This window comes from Glaciecola sp. G7-5 (assembly GCF_055808975.1).
In genome coordinates, this window is sequence record NZ_CM147892.1 from 476,340 (window position 1) to 492,224 (window position 15,885).

The following is a 15,885-nucleotide window of genomic DNA, read 5'->3' on the forward strand; positions in this document are numbered from 1 at the left end:
CATGGACAAGTTAAAAGTATGGTTTAAAGACCTTTCAGAGCGAGAACAAAAACTAGTGCTGCTTGCGAGCGTCGTGGCGATTGTCGGTATATTTTACTTTGCCATTTGGTCACCCATGTCAAGTGCACTCGAAAAACAACGCAGCGTTGTTGCCAACGATAGAGCAGAACTAGCGTGGGTGAAAGAGCAAGCCAACAGAGCTGCGATATTGCGTCAGTCATCGAATAAAACCACATTCTCAGGGTCATTGACGCAAGTGGTAAACCAAACAACGCGTAGCGCCAATATCCCCATCGCCAGAATGCAGCCCCAGGGCGATGAACTTGTCGTTACTTTAGACGAAGTCGTATTCAATGATTTTTTGCGCTGGCTAGATATACTTGAAAGTAGAGGTGTAGTGATCATTCAGTCAGATGTATCTGAAATCAATGAGAAAGGTTTTGTTCAAGTTCAACGATTACGATTGGGGAAAGAGTAGAGTGAAAAAGTGGCAGTGGATAATACTTGGTATCGTTGTTTATTTTCTATTTCTATTAGTTTATATGCCTGCGCAATATGTCACCAGCTACATTCAAGAAAGTAGTCAGGGGAAACTCAGCTTCACTGGTGTTGATGGTACATTGTTTTCTGGTAGCGCGATGGATGTACGCTATGAAGGTTTGTTAGTAGAGCAATTTACTTGGGATTTATCTCCGCTATCTTTACTTTTATTGAAGGCTGAAGTTGATATTAAAGGCGGCGAAATTAGAAACAGCGACAAAATATATCTTGATGGGAATGTGCAAGTTTCATTCTTGAACACCAAAGCGTTTGACATCAACAACGCGCGTGTTTTCGTTCCGGTTAAGCCGCTGTTTGCACAGGTTGACTTGCCCGTAGTGGTTACGGCCTTAGGAAGAGTTAGAGTTGATATAGATAGCTTTTCTTTTGACCAAGGCTGTGAACAACTCGACGGTAAAGGAAGTTGGTTGCAGGCCGCATTTAATATTGAAGGTCGCCCCTTAGATTTAGGCAACTTCAATGCCTCATTAGCGTGTGAGTCACCAAACTTTGCATTGCAAGTATCGCCCGACAACGGGATTTCCTTAGACGCTAAGATTCTATTTAACCAAGCCGGAAGATATGCGGCTGAGGGCAGCTATGCTATTCCTAACAACTACCCCAATGAAGTAAAAATGGGCACATCATTTTTTGGTCCCTCTTTGGGACAAGGTCGTTACAAGTTAAACATTAAGTCACGCGAACCGTTATAGTTGCAATATTAAACCTTATACAAGTCTTTGTGAACGAAGCGACTTAGTGCAAGAATAGTCGCTGATGTATAAATACTCTTTCGCGTTTCAAGCCCATTGGTCAATTGGCCAATGGCGCCGCCTTTTTGCTTAATGTTGACCGTGTTAAATAACGCATCCATGGCACTCCCCAATTCAGTTCCTTCAAGCAACATCGCGTAGACCGGCAGTGGCAACGGTAACATCCCAGACTGTCCAAAAACCAATTCAGCACCATTTGAGATACAAATTACTGCAAAGGTTTTAGGGCCATCTTCAAAAACATCAACGCCGCCTTCAAAGGCAATATAATAGTCTGCCTCATGCAACTGCAGCGCTTGCTTAACACGATTTTCAGCGCCTAGACGGGTTTCCTCATAATCCATCGGTTGATCACTAACGCCAGAATCAACATCTGCAGCAACGATGTCTACCGCGACTTTAAAAACAAGTGAGAAAGCCTCCTTTGCTGCGTCTATCTTCACCGGGTTTGCTGATGCAACGACTACCCTTAGCGCCTTATCCTCTTTTGTGTTTGTCATACTTCCCTCTTTGTATTCAGCGAAGACTGATGTACTTTTGCTCGCGCTCACTCGCCTAATAAGCGAAATGGTTCATTGTGAATAGATGCAAGTAATTCGCTATAATTGTTTGTGCTTGGGTGATTATCAAAATCAATGTCAGGAAGTTTGCTATCGGGATTTCTGACCCCAAGCGTGTAGGCAATGCCAAACTTTTTCGCAGCATCGAGAATGCGTTCGCCATCATCAACAAACAAGGTGGTCTTGGGGTTAAAACCAAGATGTGCCTGTAATTGTTGCCACAATGACTGAGATTCTTTCGAAACCCCAAACTGATGCGTAGATATCAACGTGTCTATATGGGCATCCAATTGGGTTTTTTCTACCTTTAAAGATAAGCTATCAGGATGGGCATTGGTCACTAAAATGACTTTTCGCTTACTTGCTCGAAGCGCGTCTAAAAAGGGAATGCAATCGTCACGCATTACAATTAGGTGCGCAAGCTCTTGCTTTGCGTCGACAATATCTAATTGCAGTCGCTCAGCCCAATAATCTAGGCAATACCATTCTAAAGTGCCGTGGACTTCAGCATAAGCTGCTTCCATTTCCTTTATACAATCACCTAATGGGCGGCCGCTCACTTGAGCAAGTTTTCGCGGCAAGTGATGCACCCAAAATTGGTTATCGAAATGCAAATCAAGCAAGGTGCCATCCATGTCGAGTAAAACAGTTTCAATCTTATGCCACGGTAAGAGTGCCAAGTGTTTATCCTTGTGCTAAGGTCTAGGTTATGACGTATTGTATCCTGTGAAGTTAGCATGAGTAAAACAAAGCCAGAAAATAAATTGCCACAAATAAATGCGCGAACGCTCGTTGCAGAAAGTCGATTTTTTAAAATCGAACAAGTAGATTTGACCTTCAGTAACGGTGTAAAAAGAGAGTTTGAACGTATGTCCGGCAGCGGGCGCGGTGCGGTGATGGTAGTCCCCCTCACGGATGATGACCATATGCTATTAATACGAGAATACTCAGCGGGTACTCATTGTTATCAGCTCGGCTTTCCTAAAGGTCTCATTGACCCTGGTGAAACCCCTGTAGAAGCCGGAAACAGAGAGCTACAAGAAGAAGTTGGTTTTAAAGCAGAACACTTTTCACCACTAAAAACCCTCGCCATGGCGCCGACCTTTTTTGATGCAAAAATGCATGTGCTTATTGCTCAGAACCTATCCGAATCTCGCCTAGAGGGCGACGAGCCAGAACCTCTTGAAGTCATTAGATGGCCTATAAATGACATTGATGAATTATTAGCGAAAGAAGATTTTTGCGAAGCAAGAAGTGTTGCTGCATTATTATTGTTAGACCGTTGGAGAAAGTCCCATGATGACTAAACCTATTAGCGAATTGTTAGAAATCGCAAAAGAAGCTGCTATCAAAGCCGGAATTGAAGTGCTAAATATCTATGATAAAGGCGATTTTGAAGAGTTTGAAAAAGAAGATGAGAGTCCGGTTACGAGTGCCGACTACCGGGCTAATGAGATTATTATGGATATATTGCAAACGGCCACGCCAAATATCCCTATCATGTCAGAAGAAACGCCCTTGGCAAGCCTTAAAGAGCGCTCAAACTGGACTCGCTATTGGCTTATTGACCCCATAGATGGAACCCAAGAGTTCATCGCAAGGTCGGGCGATTTTGCGGTAAATATAGCGCTGATTGAAAATCATCAGCCTGTGATTGGCGTCATATACTGGCCATGTGGTGAATCACTTTATTTTGCCAGCAAAGACAATGGCGCCTACAAACGTTGTTCGCGTGAGACCAAAGCCATTGCCGTGCGCTCTTTTTCAGTGCCCAGTGAAGACGTGATTATGATTGCGATTAGCCGTAGACAGTCTAGAGAACGTATTTTCGAGCGCTTAAGTGATAAAAGAAGCTATCAGACTTTACCCACCGGCAGTTGCTCGTTAAAAGCTTGTTTTATTGCAGAAGGCGCGGCTGACGTATTCATGCGTTTAGGCGTTACCGGTGAATGGGATACAGGTGCATCTGAATGCATCATTAACGAAGCAGGTGGTGCTATTATGGCAGCAAACTTCGACCCCATTACCTATAACCGAAGAGAAAGTGTTATCAACCCAGATTTTGTAGTACTTGGTGATCAACGAGTGGCTTGGAAGAGTATAATTCAGTATAAATAAATTTTTAATCAGGGTAATTATCATGCTTAAATTTTCTAACTACATTACTAGCTCAATATTCCTTGCTGGTATGCTGTTGTCTCCAATATTGAAAGCTGACTTGGGAATCGATAAGACAGAAAGCTCAGTGCACTTTATGTCAGTAAAAAATGAGCACATAGCAGAAGTACATTCTTTCAAAGATTTCTCAGGTAGCGTTAGTGATGACGGAGTACTCAATATTGACGTTAATTTAATGTCTGTTGAGACATCGATACCAATTCGCAATGAAAGAATGCAAAAAATGCTGTTTGATGTCGCTAACTTTGCGAGCGCTAGTTTTGTGGCGAAGGTTGACAAAGAACTATTGGACGCCCCGGTCGGCACAAGTAAGACGGTAGATATTAAAGGGCAGTTGACGATTCAAAATAAAACCGTACCAACATCATTTAGTGTGCTAATAAGCACGCTAGAAAACGGTCAAATTAAAGCAACAACAATAAAACCCACTATTTTGAACGCAAGTGAATTCGGTCTTGAATCTGGCATTGCAGCATTACAGGAAATAGCCATGCTGAAGAGTATTTCAAAAGCGGTTCCCCTATCGTTTAGTGTTACCTTCACTCCCATGTAAATCAAAGTTATCCACAAAGAGCGTGCTAGACTGTCCGTGCTGCACTTTGTGGATAAGCCTACAGCTTAAAAATAAGAAAGCTAGGTTAGTCCAAAGAAATAATGTTAACCGACTCATGTTCTTCAGAGTATTCAAGCGCTGCAACACCCTGTTCTAATTGACTTTTGACTAAAGCGACTTTCTCAGCCAGCGACATCTCTACTTCACCGTAGTCAGTCCCCTCTCGCAGCACGATGCTCTCGATCAAACTATACAATGTGTCTGGTTCAAGTTCTTTATACGGCACTATCATAATATTTCACTCAAAAAATCATTTATGCGTTCTGGTAGCCATAGCTTATCGACTCCAGAAACACTTCTTAAAAACCCAACATGTCCACCGTGTTTACTGACTTCGTATGCAACATTATCGTTTATCATTGCTTCTTTGGGGATAACGCTCTTGTTCATAAACGGATCATCTTCGGCGTGTAATATAAGCGTTGGCTTTTTTATCATTGGCAAATCAGATAAAGCGCTACATTTACGGTAGTAGTCTTGGGCGTCATCAAAGCCATGTAACCTTGATGTAATATGGTCATCAAACTGCCTAAACGTTTTCATTGCCGCAATTTCGGTCGCCGACACGCCTAAACTAGACGACATATCAACAAGCGTCATTTTATTCAGTAAATTCGCTTTCATGCTTTTCATCAAATGCCATTGATAAACTCTAGAAAACCCCTGTTGAACAGCAAAAGATGAAGCTGCTAAGTCTAAAGGTGCCGAGACACAAACACTCGCATCAATTGGCAAGTAGTGAAGTTGAGCCATCAACTTCATTAACATATTTCCGCCCAATGAAAACCCAACAGCAAACAAGGGTAGTTTGCTAAACCTTGCTTTTACGATGGGTATGATAAATTCAGGATCAAAAGTAGCTCCTGAATGGTACGCGATAGGTGTTAAATTAGCTTCACCACTACAGCCCCTAAAGTGCATCACTACGCATGCATATTCTTGTTCTAACAATAATGCCACTAAATGTTTTATATAATGAGATTGAAAAGAACCTTCAAGACCATGAAATAAAATTACTGTGGCTTTCGTTTTAGTCGATTTATTCGGTGTTGCCCACGATAAATCAATAAAGTCTTTATCAGGCGTAGTGATGCGTTCATTAATAAATTGAATATCAGGCGCTGATAGAACAAACTTAGGTAATATAGTTTGTAAATGGGCATTTTTAAGCCACTTTTCTGGTTCAAAAGATGAAGTAGAAATACGTCCAAATTGAGTAGGAAAATTAGCAGTCATTGCTTTGCCCACCAAACATCGAACGATACTCAATCATTCTATCTATTAACGTGTCCAAAACTGGTTCTAAGCACTCTTCTTGTAAGTTACCACTCACTTCGGCTATATGGTATATTTTATCAAAGAATAACTTCTTTTCTGAGACTTTATTTAAGACTCGTTGGACAGCAAATTCCAGATCTAAAGTCACACTTATAATTCTTGCTTGCTGCTCACGTTCAAGTTCGAGTTCTTGTGCCAACAAATTTTGGTATTCAGCGCATTTACTATTAGCCACATTACTGACAATATTTTGCGCTTTTAAGCTTCTTCTTATAGCCCGTAAGTTAGAAGTTAGACTGTCCAGTTTTTGATTTTTTGTGTTGATAACTTTTAATTGCTGCGCCGACAACCCCAAACCTTTCACGCGTAAGTATATGATAAATAATACAATATTAACATTCAGCCCAAATTTATCTTGTAAGCACAACAGATTCTCTTGAACATTAGCCTGCTCATAAAACTGCAATGAAAATTGCCAAAACTCTTGGGCCGAAATATCAACCTGTTTTTGCAACATTAACTAGCGTCCTTCGTGCTATCAAAATTCGCTTGCGCGTTTTCTAAGTGCTCTTGCGCCTCTAGCCAAAGCATTTCGAACTCCTCAATTTGGTTCTTTGCATCCACTTGTGTGGCTATCAAGGTGTTCAAACGTGTTTTGTTTTTCGCTTCATACAAGCTTGTATCAAGCATCTGTGTTTCAATCTCTTGCAGAACCCCTTGATATTTGGCTATTTGCTTTTCACTCTTCGTAATCGTTTCTCTAAAGGCTTTAGTCGCTTGACGAAATTCTGCCTCTAGGCGTTTTTGCGCTTTGCGGTCAATGACCACCCCGTCTTTTTTAACATCTGAATCAGTTGCACGAGTTTTGTCTGCTTTATTGGCAAAAAGTAATTTTTGATAATCGCCTAAATCACCAGAAAAAGGACTAACCGCACCGCCATCAACCAAATAAAAGTCGTCGCACACACTTTCGAGTAAATAGCGGTCATGCGACACAATCACCATCGCTCCTTCAAAAGACTGCAATGCATAGGCAAGTGCTTCTCGCATATTCATATCAAGGTGGTTAGTTGGTTCATCTAATAACAATATATTAGGTTTTGTATACACTATCAAAGACAATACCAAGCGCGCTTTTTCACCACCCGACATCGGCGCCACTTTTTTCAAAGCTTCATCGCCATGAAAGCCAAAGCCGCCTAAATAGTCTCTAATTTGCTGGTCAGTCAGTTGACGATCTAGCGCTAATAAATGATCAAATGCTGAATTCTCCAAATTCAAAGCTTGCACCTGATGTTGAGCAAAATATCCAATTTTTAAGCCGGCAGAAGTTGTATACCTACCCTGCAAAGGCTTGAGCTCACCTGCGAGTAGTTTTATAAAAGTGGATTTACCTGCGCCATTGCGGCCCAATAAGCCAATACGGCTACCCGGCACTAAATTTAGCTGAATGTTTGATAAAATTATCGTCTCATCATAGCCAAGTTGAATTTCTTCCATATTGATTAGAGGATTGGGAAGTTTATCGGGCTCTTTAAAATCAAAAGAAAATTCATTCGCCTGCTGAATAGGTAGCAGCGCTTCCATCTTCTCAAGTTGCTTAACGCGGCTTTGTGCTTGTTTCGCTTTACTCGCCTTAGCTTTAAAACGAAGGATAAAAGAAGTCAGATGTTGCTTTTTTTGCTGCTGTTTTTCATATTGCTTCTGGGCCAATGCTAGGCGCTCTGCTCGCTGCTTTTGATAACTTGAATAGTTACCCGTGTATGCAATCAACTGCTTATCTTCAAAACTAACAATGACACCCGCGCAGGCATCAATAAAGGCCTGATCATGAGAAATTAATAGCAAGGTTCCTGGATACTGCTGTAAATAATCTTGTAACCAGATGACGGCATCAAGATCTAGATGGTTAGTTGGCTCATCTAATAATAAAAGATCGGAAGGGCAAAGCAGCGCCCTGGCTAGGTTTAAGCGCATTTGCCAACCACCTGAGAAATTGGCCACAACCGAAGTCAAATCGGCTTCGCCAAATCCAAGGCCAGCTAAAATTGTAGCTGCTCTTGCTTGAACATCATAACTACCAGCATGGCCTAATTTTTCATGAAGCTGCGCAATTAATTCGCCATTGTTATCTGCTTCTGCTTGTTTTAGCTGTCGCTCAATATTGCGTAGATTACTATCTCCATCAATGACATAGTCTAATATGTTTCGAGAAGTATCATCGATGTATTGAGCAATTGCCACGACTTGCCAATGCTTGGCAACAGAATATTCACCCGCATCAGGGCTTATTTGCCCAAGAAGTAAAGAAAATAAACTTGATTTGCCACAGCCGTTGGGCCCTATAATTGCGACTTTCTGTCCCGCAAAAATTTCTAGGTCAGACGACTCTATCAGCGTTTTTACGCCTCGTTGTAGGCCTAGTTTCTGTAGTTTAATCATAACATCGACTTAAATAAATGAGGCGCGCAGGATAGCAAAATTCCACATATTGATCATTACTTAACGTAATTAGGTATAATAAGTTTTAGCCCTTTTAGAAGTAAGAACTGAATGACTACCAAAATCAAAAAACGTTTTATTGCCGGTGCTAAATGCCCCTCTTGCTCAAGCCTCGACACACTAATGCTGTATTTTGAAAATAACGTTGAGAAATTAGCCTGTGTAAATTGCGATTATAAAGAAACCCAAACAACTAAAGAAGTCACGGCTGCCAGCAAAACAGCCACCGGTGTAATTGGTGTGTTTAAGCCCGACTAATAGTGAGGAGGCAATTCTACTTGATCATTAATCTGAGATTCTGAGGCTGGCATGGATTTCAGCTTTTCGGTGATTTTTTCCAAAAGTTGCTCTATGTTTTTGATTCTATTTTGCTGCTGAATAACAGTTTGGTTCAACATTTCAATGGTGTCTTCTTGATACGCAAGCTTTACCTCCAACGATTCAATCTCACCTTGTAGCATGCTCATGTTACTGACATCTTCACTCATTCTAAAATTAACCTCGTCTGTTCTCATTATTAGGCGAGTAGACGCATATCTACTCAAGCGCCCATCGTTCGTAATTGCCGCTACTAGAAATCGATACGGGTATGTCATTAATGAAATCAACAGCATACACAACCGCCGATTGAGGCGCAGGCCCATTGCTAGGTGCAACCCGCCAGTCGTGTACAAGTTTACCACTGGCAACATCCCAAAGTGCTAGTCTTTTTGCAGGAGATCCTGTCAGCAAGTACTTACCATCATCAGAAAATCGGGCCGTCGTAAACACCATTTGTCTCTCAATAAAATGTAAACGCGATACTTCTTGCCCAGTTTGCGCATTCCAAAGTTGCGCTTTATCTTGCCCGTCTGCGGTAAATAAAAATTCGGCATTTTGGTCTAGTGATACTTGTGTGACGCGATGCGGATGATCAAATACATGTATAATCTGCCCAGTACGGGTATCCCACAAATAAGCTTTATAATCATTGCTACCGGTGAGCGCATACAAACCATTTGCGGAGAGATCGACCGCGTTTATTTTTTCCTCGTGACCGATAAATTCTAAGCGTCTTTCACTCTCAAGTTCAAAAAACATAACTGAACCATCGGCCCTGCCTACAAGCACCGCTCTAGCACCATTAGCAATGGCAATATCTCTAATCGTTGATTGGTCAATTCGCCAAAAACCGATGGGTTCGCCGGTCGCAATTGACCATACCGCGAATGCGTCACTATCTGAAGTAACAACATATTCCCCATCTTTTGAAAATTTCACATTGTCGACTAAGTTGAGCCCTTCGCCTTGATGTCGCCACGAATATAAGCTTTGGCTCGTCTTTAGGTCGTATACTTTTATTTCACCACTTACTTCAGAAATGACTGCAAGCTCACTGCCAGAATGAATATCTGCAGCATAAACACCGCTAGGTGACAAATTGCTTTTCTCGATAGGCGTGGTGTCAGGGATGCTACAGGCACCTAAGAACAGGCAGATACCCACGATGTATAAAAATAATTGCGGTCTATTTACGAACAAGGGTTTCACTTTGCGGTCAAGAGCATTAACATAGGCGCCAGTATAAACCATGAATAAATAAAAACACTAAAAAGCATGCTTTTGTGTTTTAGGAGAGAGTAAATGAAAAAGGCCTCAATAGCCCTAATAATTGGTAGCGCACTAGTATTATCTGCTTGTGGTAGCGAAAAGAAAGCCGAAGAAGAAACTGCGGCAGTTGCAAGTTATACAAGCGAAGCGCAACAACATTCATATGCCCTTGGTGCTCGTATGGGTAAATTTGCTAATGACCAAATAGAAGCGCAAGACAAACTAGGCTTAGAAAGCGACAGAGACGCACTAGCAGCCGGCTTTAGTGAAGCGTTTAGCGGAAAGGCTCAATACACTGAAGAAGAAATACAAACATTCGTACAAGCCTTCACAAATAAATATAAAGACGCTGAAGAAGCTGCTAATAATGCCGCTTCTGCTGAAAACATTGCCGCTGCTAAAGCCTTTTTAGCAGAAAACGCAAAACGTGAAGAAGTCGTCACTACTGAGTCTGGCTTACAATATGAAGTACTTAGTGCCGGTGATGGCGCAAGCCCAAGCGCTGAAGATACCGTTCGCGTTCATTACCATGGTACGTTAATTGACGGCACTGTGTTTGATTCATCAGTTGAAAGAGGCACTCCTGCCGAGTTTCCACTTAATCGTGTTATTAGCGGTTGGACTGAAGGCGTACAATTAATGAAAGTTGGCAGCAAATATCGCTTTTATATTCCAAGTGAACTAGCTTACGGCCCGCGCGCAACAGGAAAAATATCAGCAAACTCAGCACTCATTTTTGATGTTGAGTTACTGGCAATTGCCCCGTTTAGCGAGTAATTGAGAAGGCTCAATATTAATGCTTTTCTTATTAAGCGCAGTATGAAATATACTGCGCTTTTTTATTGCCAGCCTTTTGATAACAGTAATTTGAGCATATTATAAGCTAGGTTTAGATAATGACTTTACAAGCAACGCTACTCTATAAAAGATAAACCCAATATGAGAACACCACTTTTAACCCCAAAAGGCTTTCAGCAGCTAAATGAAGAGCTCGATTTTTTATGGCGCACGGACCGTCCTGCAGTCACTAAAAAAGTTACTTGGGCCGCAAGTTTAGGCGATAGAAGTGAAAACGCTGATTATCAATATAACAAAAAGCGGCTCAGAGAGATTGATAGGCGCGTTCGATATTTGCGTAAAACCCTCGAAAACTCAAAAGTTGTTCAATACTCCGAGCAGCAGGAAGGGCGTGTATTTTTTGGTGCGTGGGTGACGATAGAAAACGAAGACGCGCAACAGTTAACCTTTCAAATTGTAGGCTATGACGAAATTTTTGGGAAAAAAGATGCCATCTCTATAGACTCGCCCATGGCGCGGGCTCTGCTAAAAAAGAAGAAGGTGATTTTGCAATTGTCAAAACACCTGTCAGCACCAAAGAATGGGAAATACTGAAAATATGGTACACAAAATCATAAATTGCATGCTATGTGGGCCATCTCTCGTTATAATTGCAAAAAAGCGAATCAAATTAACCTCGCATCATCTATCCATACTTAAAATTGTGTCATCGGCACACTAACCTAATATATCTTATTGGACTTTATTGAATGATTATTGAAAAAATTGCGGCAGAACTGGGTGCTACAGCACGTCAAATTGAAGCGGCAGTAAATTTATTAGATGAAGGTGCAACCGTACCTTTTATCGCTCGATACAGAAAAGAAATAACTCAAGGCCTAGATGACATACAGCTTCGAAAGTTAGAACAACGCTTAGGCTACCTGCGTGAGCTAGAAAGCAGAAGAAGCGTAATTTTAAAATCGATATCTGAACAAGGTAAATTAAGCGACGAACTTGCGGCCACAATCAAAGCTGTCGAAAATAAAACCGAATTGGAAGATTTATATTTACCCTTTAAACCACGCAGAAGAACCAAAGGGCAAATCGCTATTGAAGCGGGACTTGAACCACTAGCAAACGCCTTACTTGACAACCCTAGCCTCGACCCAGAAGCCGAAGCAGGTGCTTATATCAGTTCAAGTAATGGGGTGGAAGATTCAAAAGCGGCCTTAGATGGCGCTAAATTTATTCTTATGGAACGCTTTGCAGAAAATGCGTCAGTGCTTGCACAAGTTCGCCAATATCTAAAACAACACGCCCATTTTACCAGCACCGTCATCAAAGGCATGGAAAAAGAAGGCGTAAAATATACCGACTACTTTAACTACTCAGAGAAACTAAGCGCGGTTCCTTCACACCGAGCGTTGGCGATTTTTCGTGGTCGCAACGAAGGCATGCTACAAGTTAGCTTAGACAGTGAACCGGCTAATGACGCCAACAAAGGTGAGGCCTGCGAACGCATAATATCGCAAATGCTGAACATAAACTGCCACACAAAAAGCGCACGCGACATATGGTTAAATTCGGTTATTCAATGGACATGGCGCGTCAAAATAAGTCAGTACATGGAGACTGAATTATTCGCTCAGCTAAGAGAAAAATCCGAAACTGAAGCGATTGATGTATTTGCCAAAAATTTACAAGATTTATTAATGGCAGCGCCCGCTGGACCTAAGGTCACAATGGGCCTTGATCCTGGTTTGCGAACAGGCGTTAAAACAGCCGTGCTTGATGCCACCGGCAAAGTGCTAGCAACAACGACCATTTTCCCTCATCAGCCTCAAAATCAATGGGATAAGTCGATGAGAACCCTTGCTAATGTATGTAAGCAACATAAAGTGGAGCTGATTAGTATTGGTAATGGTACCGGTTCTAGAGAAACTGACAAACTCGTCGCTGAGATGATGAAAGCTAATCCTGAATTGATACTGCAAAAACTAGTCGTTAGCGAAGCTGGCGCTTCTGTTTATTCTGCCTCAGAACTGGCCTCAAATGAGCTTCCAGAGTTAGACGTTTCATTACGAGGGGCTGTATCGATTGCAAGGCGCCTACAAGACCCATTAGCAGAACTGGTAAAAATAGAACCTAAAGCGATTGGTGTGGGTCAATATCAGCATGACGTTAATCAAAGTAACCTTGCGCAGTCACTAGACAATGTGATTGAAGACTGTGTTAACGCTGTTGGTGTTGATTTAAATACCGCATCACCCGCGTTACTTGCGCATGTGTCTGGTTTGAATAAGACCTTAGCCAATAATATCGTTCACTTTAGAGATAGCAACGGGGCGTTTACTGAGCGCAAAGCACTTAAGAAGGTTGAACGCTTAGGCCCGAAGGCATACGAACAAGCCGCTGGCTTCTTGCGCGTGATGAACGGCAGCAACCCCTTGGACAAATCTGCAGTCCACCCTGAAGCATATGATGTAGTCACGACAATGATTGCTAAAACCGGTAGTGCAGTGAACGATGTATTGGGTAATAAAGACATCCTTAGGCAACTAGATGCTAAAGACTTTGTAACCGACAGTTTTGGTTTGCCCACGGTCAACGACATCTTAAAAGAATTAGAAAAACCAGGGCGCGACCCAAGACCTGAATTCAAAACAGCGAAGTTTAACGAAGCTGTCTCAACAATGAATGATCTTGAAGTTGGTATGGTGCTTGAAGGTGTTGTAAGCAATGTCGCTAATTTTGGGGCCTTTGTAGATATTGGCGTGCACCAAGATGGTTTAGTACACATTTCAGCTATTACCAATACCTTTATAAAAGATCCCCGAGAAGTGGTTAAAACGGGCGACATTGTTAAGGTAAAAGTAACCGATGTTGATGTAGATCGAAAACGTATCGCCCTGACAATGAGATTGTCAGATGATGTCCACGCAGGCGCTCAAGAGCGCAAGGATAACAAACGTTCTGGAGCAAAAAAGACAGGCACTGAGCCAAAACGTAGAGTTGACAATAAAAGCCATGGCGCTGCAAAATCAAACAATGCGGTAATGGGTAATGCTTTTGCTGAGGCCTTCGCTAAAGCGAAGAAATAATAGAAAAAAGAGTCAAGCGCTCACTGAAATTTGGGAGCTTGGCGCATCTGCACTTGCTTGGTGGTAGGCTCTGGTTTTCACGTTTGCGTTTGCTTCTTTAGGCGCTTCACTGCTTATATTTTCTTTACTTACTTCTGCGCGAGCTTGGTTTTCTTTTTGTGTCGCCTCAGCGGCTACCTTTAAATCTTGTGTGCTCGGTTCTGCTGGGGCAAGTGCAGCGGCCCTAACAACCTGCATTTTTTCCACTGTGTCTTGTGGCTCTTGTTCTTCAGACACATCAATAGAAACTTCGCCAGACACAGCATAACGCTTGCCATCGGGCCCGGTTTCAAATTCGTATGAGGGAGACCCTGCGTACTGGCCGCCCACTGCAGCATGAGCCTGTTCATGAATACGTACCTCGCGGTCGCGGTCTTTTAACGTTTGGACTTCGCTTTTTTCATCGTCACTTAGCTCATTATTTGCGTCATCTTGTGCCGCGTTTTTACCTTGAGCAGAAATGCTGACCTTGTCTTTAGATTTATCTTGAGAGTGCGCAGGCGCATTATCATGCTTTGTGTCACTTTGATTATCTTGGTTGGTGTGTTTTGATTGAGAAAGTCCCTGAGGCGCTTCGATTGCGGCTCGATTATTATTTTCTGCACGTGCTTCCACCGTCCCTTGCCCTTCGGAAGCCGAGCTAAAGTTTTGATAATCCAAAGGCGTTAAGATATTCATCAATTGACGTCCTCAACTAAGCATATGTATCAATAATAGACCCTATAATCGAGTCTCGTTTGCCAGCGCTATCGACCACTTCAGCAGAGGCTGTTGCCTGCAAAGTGCTAGCAGCCAACTCTACCGCAGCCATAGTGTGCGTGTTGGCTTGATTATTCGCCTTGCCTTGCGCTAACCTTCCAGCCGCTTCGCTCATGCCTTCACTGGCATGCTGATATCCTTTCAGCCCGACTTGTAAGGCACTACTTGAACCAGAGTTCACACTATTCATATAGGTACTCCATGCGAACATACCCTATTAAAATTTAGTTCTAGAGTAGGTTATCGACCGCAGAGTGTATAACTTTAGCTTTTATTCCAGACTGTCCAGTTTACGCAAATAATTAAAAACCAGACTGTCCAGAATTAAAAACTAGACTGTCCAGGATTAGAAACCAGACTGTCTAGGAAGTGACTTTATAAATCCTGAAAGAGCTTGCCAGGTCTCTTCTGGATGGCTTAAAAATGGCGCATGAGAAGCCTTAGCCAGTATACGAATTTCACTTGCCGGATAAAGCGTTTCAATTTGTGGGATTACGCGTTTTGGCACTAAACCGTCCAAAGCACCATATATGCGAAGACAAGGGAGCGTTTCAACTTTGGACTCATCTTGATACGGACGTAAGTCGGTGTCCTTCAATATATGTAGACTTTTTGCAAGATTCTCGCGTGAACTCATAGGAAATTCACAAATCGCTTCTAGCATAGTCTTAATCATCACTTTTGGTTTTTCTAAACCCATGCACTGAATACCCAAAAACCGTTTTAATAAGGCGAGGTGGTCGCTTTGAAGCTGCTGACCAAACATTTCGAGTACTTCTGGCTTTATCCCTACCCAGTTGTCAGATTGTAAAAATTTTGGTGTGCTGGCAATTTGAACATGTGCAATGAGGTTTTCATTGCCTAGATCTGCAATTTTCTGAGCAATAAGGCCCCCCATAGACCAACCAACAAGGATTGTATTGGACGGTAAATTGCCCGCCAATGATTGGACTATATTATCTATATCACCGCTTTCTACCGCGCTATCGATATTGTTTCCACACCCTGGTAAGTCAAGCGCATGTAAAGTCACCTCTTTTGTCATATTCGCACGACAATACTCAAAAAATGGTTTCCAAATACCTTGGTTCATGCCCCAACCATGCAAAAATAAAACCTGTAGGCCATTGTTGCTTTTCAAAACTGTTCTTCCATTCAGGTGTTCGTCAATA

General features: G+C 42.2%; 18 protein-coding genes and 2 pseudogenes. 9 read left to right on the forward strand and 11 right to left on the reverse strand.

All coding sequences use genetic code 11. The annotated features are described in order from the left end of the window. Position 1 precedes the first annotated feature (1 nt). Positions 2–478: a type II secretion system protein GspM gene (gene gspM, locus AC0L6H_RS02010; RefSeq protein WP_473392273.1), complete on the forward strand. Its 477-nt coding sequence runs from the start codon at positions 2–4 to the stop codon at positions 476–478. Next, on the forward strand, positions 441–1,253 hold the full coding sequence (locus tag AC0L6H_RS02015) for a type II secretion system protein N (RefSeq protein WP_473392274.1): 813 nt from the start codon (positions 441–443) through the stop codon (positions 1,251–1,253). The genes gspM and AC0L6H_RS02015 overlap by 38 nt, the downstream gene beginning before the upstream one ends. Positions 1,254–1,261: 8 nt before the next feature. On the opposite strand, the gene yjjX is transcribed toward AC0L6H_RS02015, so the two are convergent. Together yjjX and yrfG are read right to left on the reverse strand one after the other, a co-directional pair. Continuing rightward, on the reverse strand, positions 1,262–1,813 hold the full coding sequence (yjjX, locus tag AC0L6H_RS02020; protein WP_473392275.1) for an inosine/xanthosine triphosphatase: 552 nt from the start codon (positions 1,811–1,813) through the stop codon (positions 1,262–1,264). A 47-nt stretch (positions 1,814–1,860) separates the two neighbouring features. Continuing rightward, the gene (yrfG, locus tag AC0L6H_RS02025; RefSeq protein WP_473392276.1) at positions 1,861–2,553 is read right to left on the reverse strand and encodes a GMP/IMP nucleotidase; all 693 of its coding nucleotides are present in this window, start codon (positions 2,551–2,553) and stop codon (positions 1,861–1,863) included. Between the two features lie 57 nt (positions 2,554–2,610). Here yrfG and nudE point away from each other — a divergent pair, with 57 nt between their 5' ends. Genes nudE through AC0L6H_RS02040 form a run of 3 tightly spaced genes read left to right on the forward strand, consistent with a single transcriptional unit; the run spans position 2,611 to position 4,604 of the window. Further along, positions 2,611–3,180 (forward strand): ADP compounds hydrolase NudE, encoded by a 570-nt coding sequence (gene nudE, locus AC0L6H_RS02030; RefSeq protein WP_473392277.1) that lies wholly within the window; start codon positions 2,611–2,613, stop codon positions 3,178–3,180. Further along, positions 3,170–3,991, forward strand: coding sequence for a 3'(2'),5'-bisphosphate nucleotidase CysQ (gene cysQ / locus AC0L6H_RS02035; protein ID WP_473392279.1), 822 nt, complete (start codon positions 3,170–3,172; stop codon positions 3,989–3,991). The genes nudE and cysQ overlap by 11 nt, the downstream gene beginning before the upstream one ends. Before the next feature lie 22 nt (positions 3,992–4,013). Further along, positions 4,014–4,604: a YceI family protein gene (locus tag AC0L6H_RS02040; protein ID WP_473392280.1), complete on the forward strand. Its 591-nt coding sequence runs from the start codon at positions 4,014–4,016 to the stop codon at positions 4,602–4,604. Between the two features lie 85 nt (positions 4,605–4,689). Here AC0L6H_RS02040 and AC0L6H_RS02045 read toward each other — a convergent pair whose 3' ends face one another. The 4 genes from AC0L6H_RS02045 to AC0L6H_RS02060 are packed head-to-tail and all read right to left on the reverse strand — an operon-like array spanning position 4,690 to position 8,384. Then, positions 4,690–4,896, reverse strand: a complete 207-nt coding sequence (locus tag AC0L6H_RS02045; protein WP_473392281.1) for a YheU family protein — start codon at positions 4,894–4,896, stop codon at positions 4,690–4,692. Beyond that, on the reverse strand, positions 4,893–5,900 hold the full coding sequence (locus AC0L6H_RS02050; protein WP_473392282.1) for a hydrolase: 1,008 nt from the start codon (positions 5,898–5,900) through the stop codon (positions 4,893–4,895). Before AC0L6H_RS02050 ends, AC0L6H_RS02045 begins: the two co-directional genes overlap by 4 nt. Beyond that, positions 5,890–6,459, reverse strand: a complete 570-nt coding sequence (locus tag AC0L6H_RS02055) for a TIGR02444 family protein (protein ID WP_473392283.1) — start codon at positions 6,457–6,459, stop codon at positions 5,890–5,892. Before AC0L6H_RS02055 ends, AC0L6H_RS02050 begins: the two co-directional genes overlap by 11 nt. Then, positions 6,459–8,384 carry an ATP-binding cassette domain-containing protein gene (locus tag AC0L6H_RS02060; protein WP_473392285.1) on the reverse strand — a complete coding sequence of 642 codons (1,926 nt, stop codon included), beginning with the start codon at positions 8,382–8,384 and terminating at the stop codon, positions 6,459–6,461. The genes AC0L6H_RS02055 and AC0L6H_RS02060 overlap by 1 nt, the downstream gene beginning before the upstream one ends. 111 nt (positions 8,385–8,495) lie before the next feature. Between AC0L6H_RS02060 and AC0L6H_RS02065 the strand changes: the two genes are divergently transcribed. Further along, the gene (locus tag AC0L6H_RS02065; RefSeq protein WP_473392286.1) at positions 8,496–8,702 is read left to right on the forward strand and encodes a YheV family putative zinc ribbon protein; all 207 of its coding nucleotides are present in this window, start codon (positions 8,496–8,498) and stop codon (positions 8,700–8,702) included. On the opposite strand, the gene AC0L6H_RS02070 is transcribed toward AC0L6H_RS02065, so the two are convergent. Beyond that, the gene (locus AC0L6H_RS02070) at positions 8,699–8,932 is read right to left on the reverse strand and encodes a SlyX family protein (RefSeq protein ID WP_473392287.1); all 234 of its coding nucleotides are present in this window, start codon (positions 8,930–8,932) and stop codon (positions 8,699–8,701) included. The two genes, AC0L6H_RS02065 and AC0L6H_RS02070, sit on opposite strands and share 4 nt — an antisense overlap. Before the next feature lie 49 nt (positions 8,933–8,981). Beyond that, complete coding sequence (locus AC0L6H_RS02075) at positions 8,982–9,965, reverse strand: WD40 repeat domain-containing protein (protein WP_473392289.1); 984 nt, start codon at positions 9,963–9,965, stop codon at positions 8,982–8,984. A gap of 102 nt (positions 9,966–10,067) precedes the next feature. On the opposite strand from AC0L6H_RS02075, the gene fkpA reads away from it, so the two are divergent. From fkpA to AC0L6H_RS02090, 3 genes and pseudogenes are all read left to right on the forward strand, one after another. Continuing rightward, complete coding sequence (gene fkpA, locus AC0L6H_RS02080) at positions 10,068–10,811, forward strand: FKBP-type peptidyl-prolyl cis-trans isomerase (RefSeq protein ID WP_473392291.1); 744 nt, start codon at positions 10,068–10,070, stop codon at positions 10,809–10,811. A 162-nt stretch (positions 10,812–10,973) separates the two neighbouring features. After that, a pseudogene (greB, locus tag AC0L6H_RS02085) lies at positions 10,974–11,449 on the forward strand (transcription elongation factor GreB). Positions 11,450–11,581: 132 nt separating this feature from the next. Then, entirely contained in the window at positions 11,582–13,915 is a 2,334-nt protein-coding gene (locus AC0L6H_RS02090; RefSeq protein WP_473392293.1) for a Tex family protein, read from the forward strand. A gap of 128 nt (positions 13,916–14,043) precedes the next feature. On the opposite strand, the pseudogene AC0L6H_RS02095 reads toward AC0L6H_RS02090, so the two are convergent. The 3 genes and pseudogenes from AC0L6H_RS02095 to AC0L6H_RS02105 form a co-directional block, all read right to left on the reverse strand. Beyond that, positions 14,044–14,632 (reverse strand): annotated as a pseudogene (locus AC0L6H_RS02095) (putative metalloprotease CJM1_0395 family protein); the annotation flags it as partial. A 16-nt stretch (positions 14,633–14,648) separates the two neighbouring features. Continuing rightward, entirely contained in the window at positions 14,649–14,903 is a 255-nt protein-coding gene (locus AC0L6H_RS02100; RefSeq protein ID WP_473392294.1) for a hypothetical protein, read from the reverse strand. Positions 14,904–15,059: 156 nt separating this feature from the next. Continuing rightward, complete coding sequence (locus tag AC0L6H_RS02105; RefSeq protein ID WP_473392296.1) at positions 15,060–15,854, reverse strand: alpha/beta fold hydrolase; 795 nt, start codon at positions 15,852–15,854, stop codon at positions 15,060–15,062. Positions 15,855–15,885: the final 31 nt, after the last annotated feature.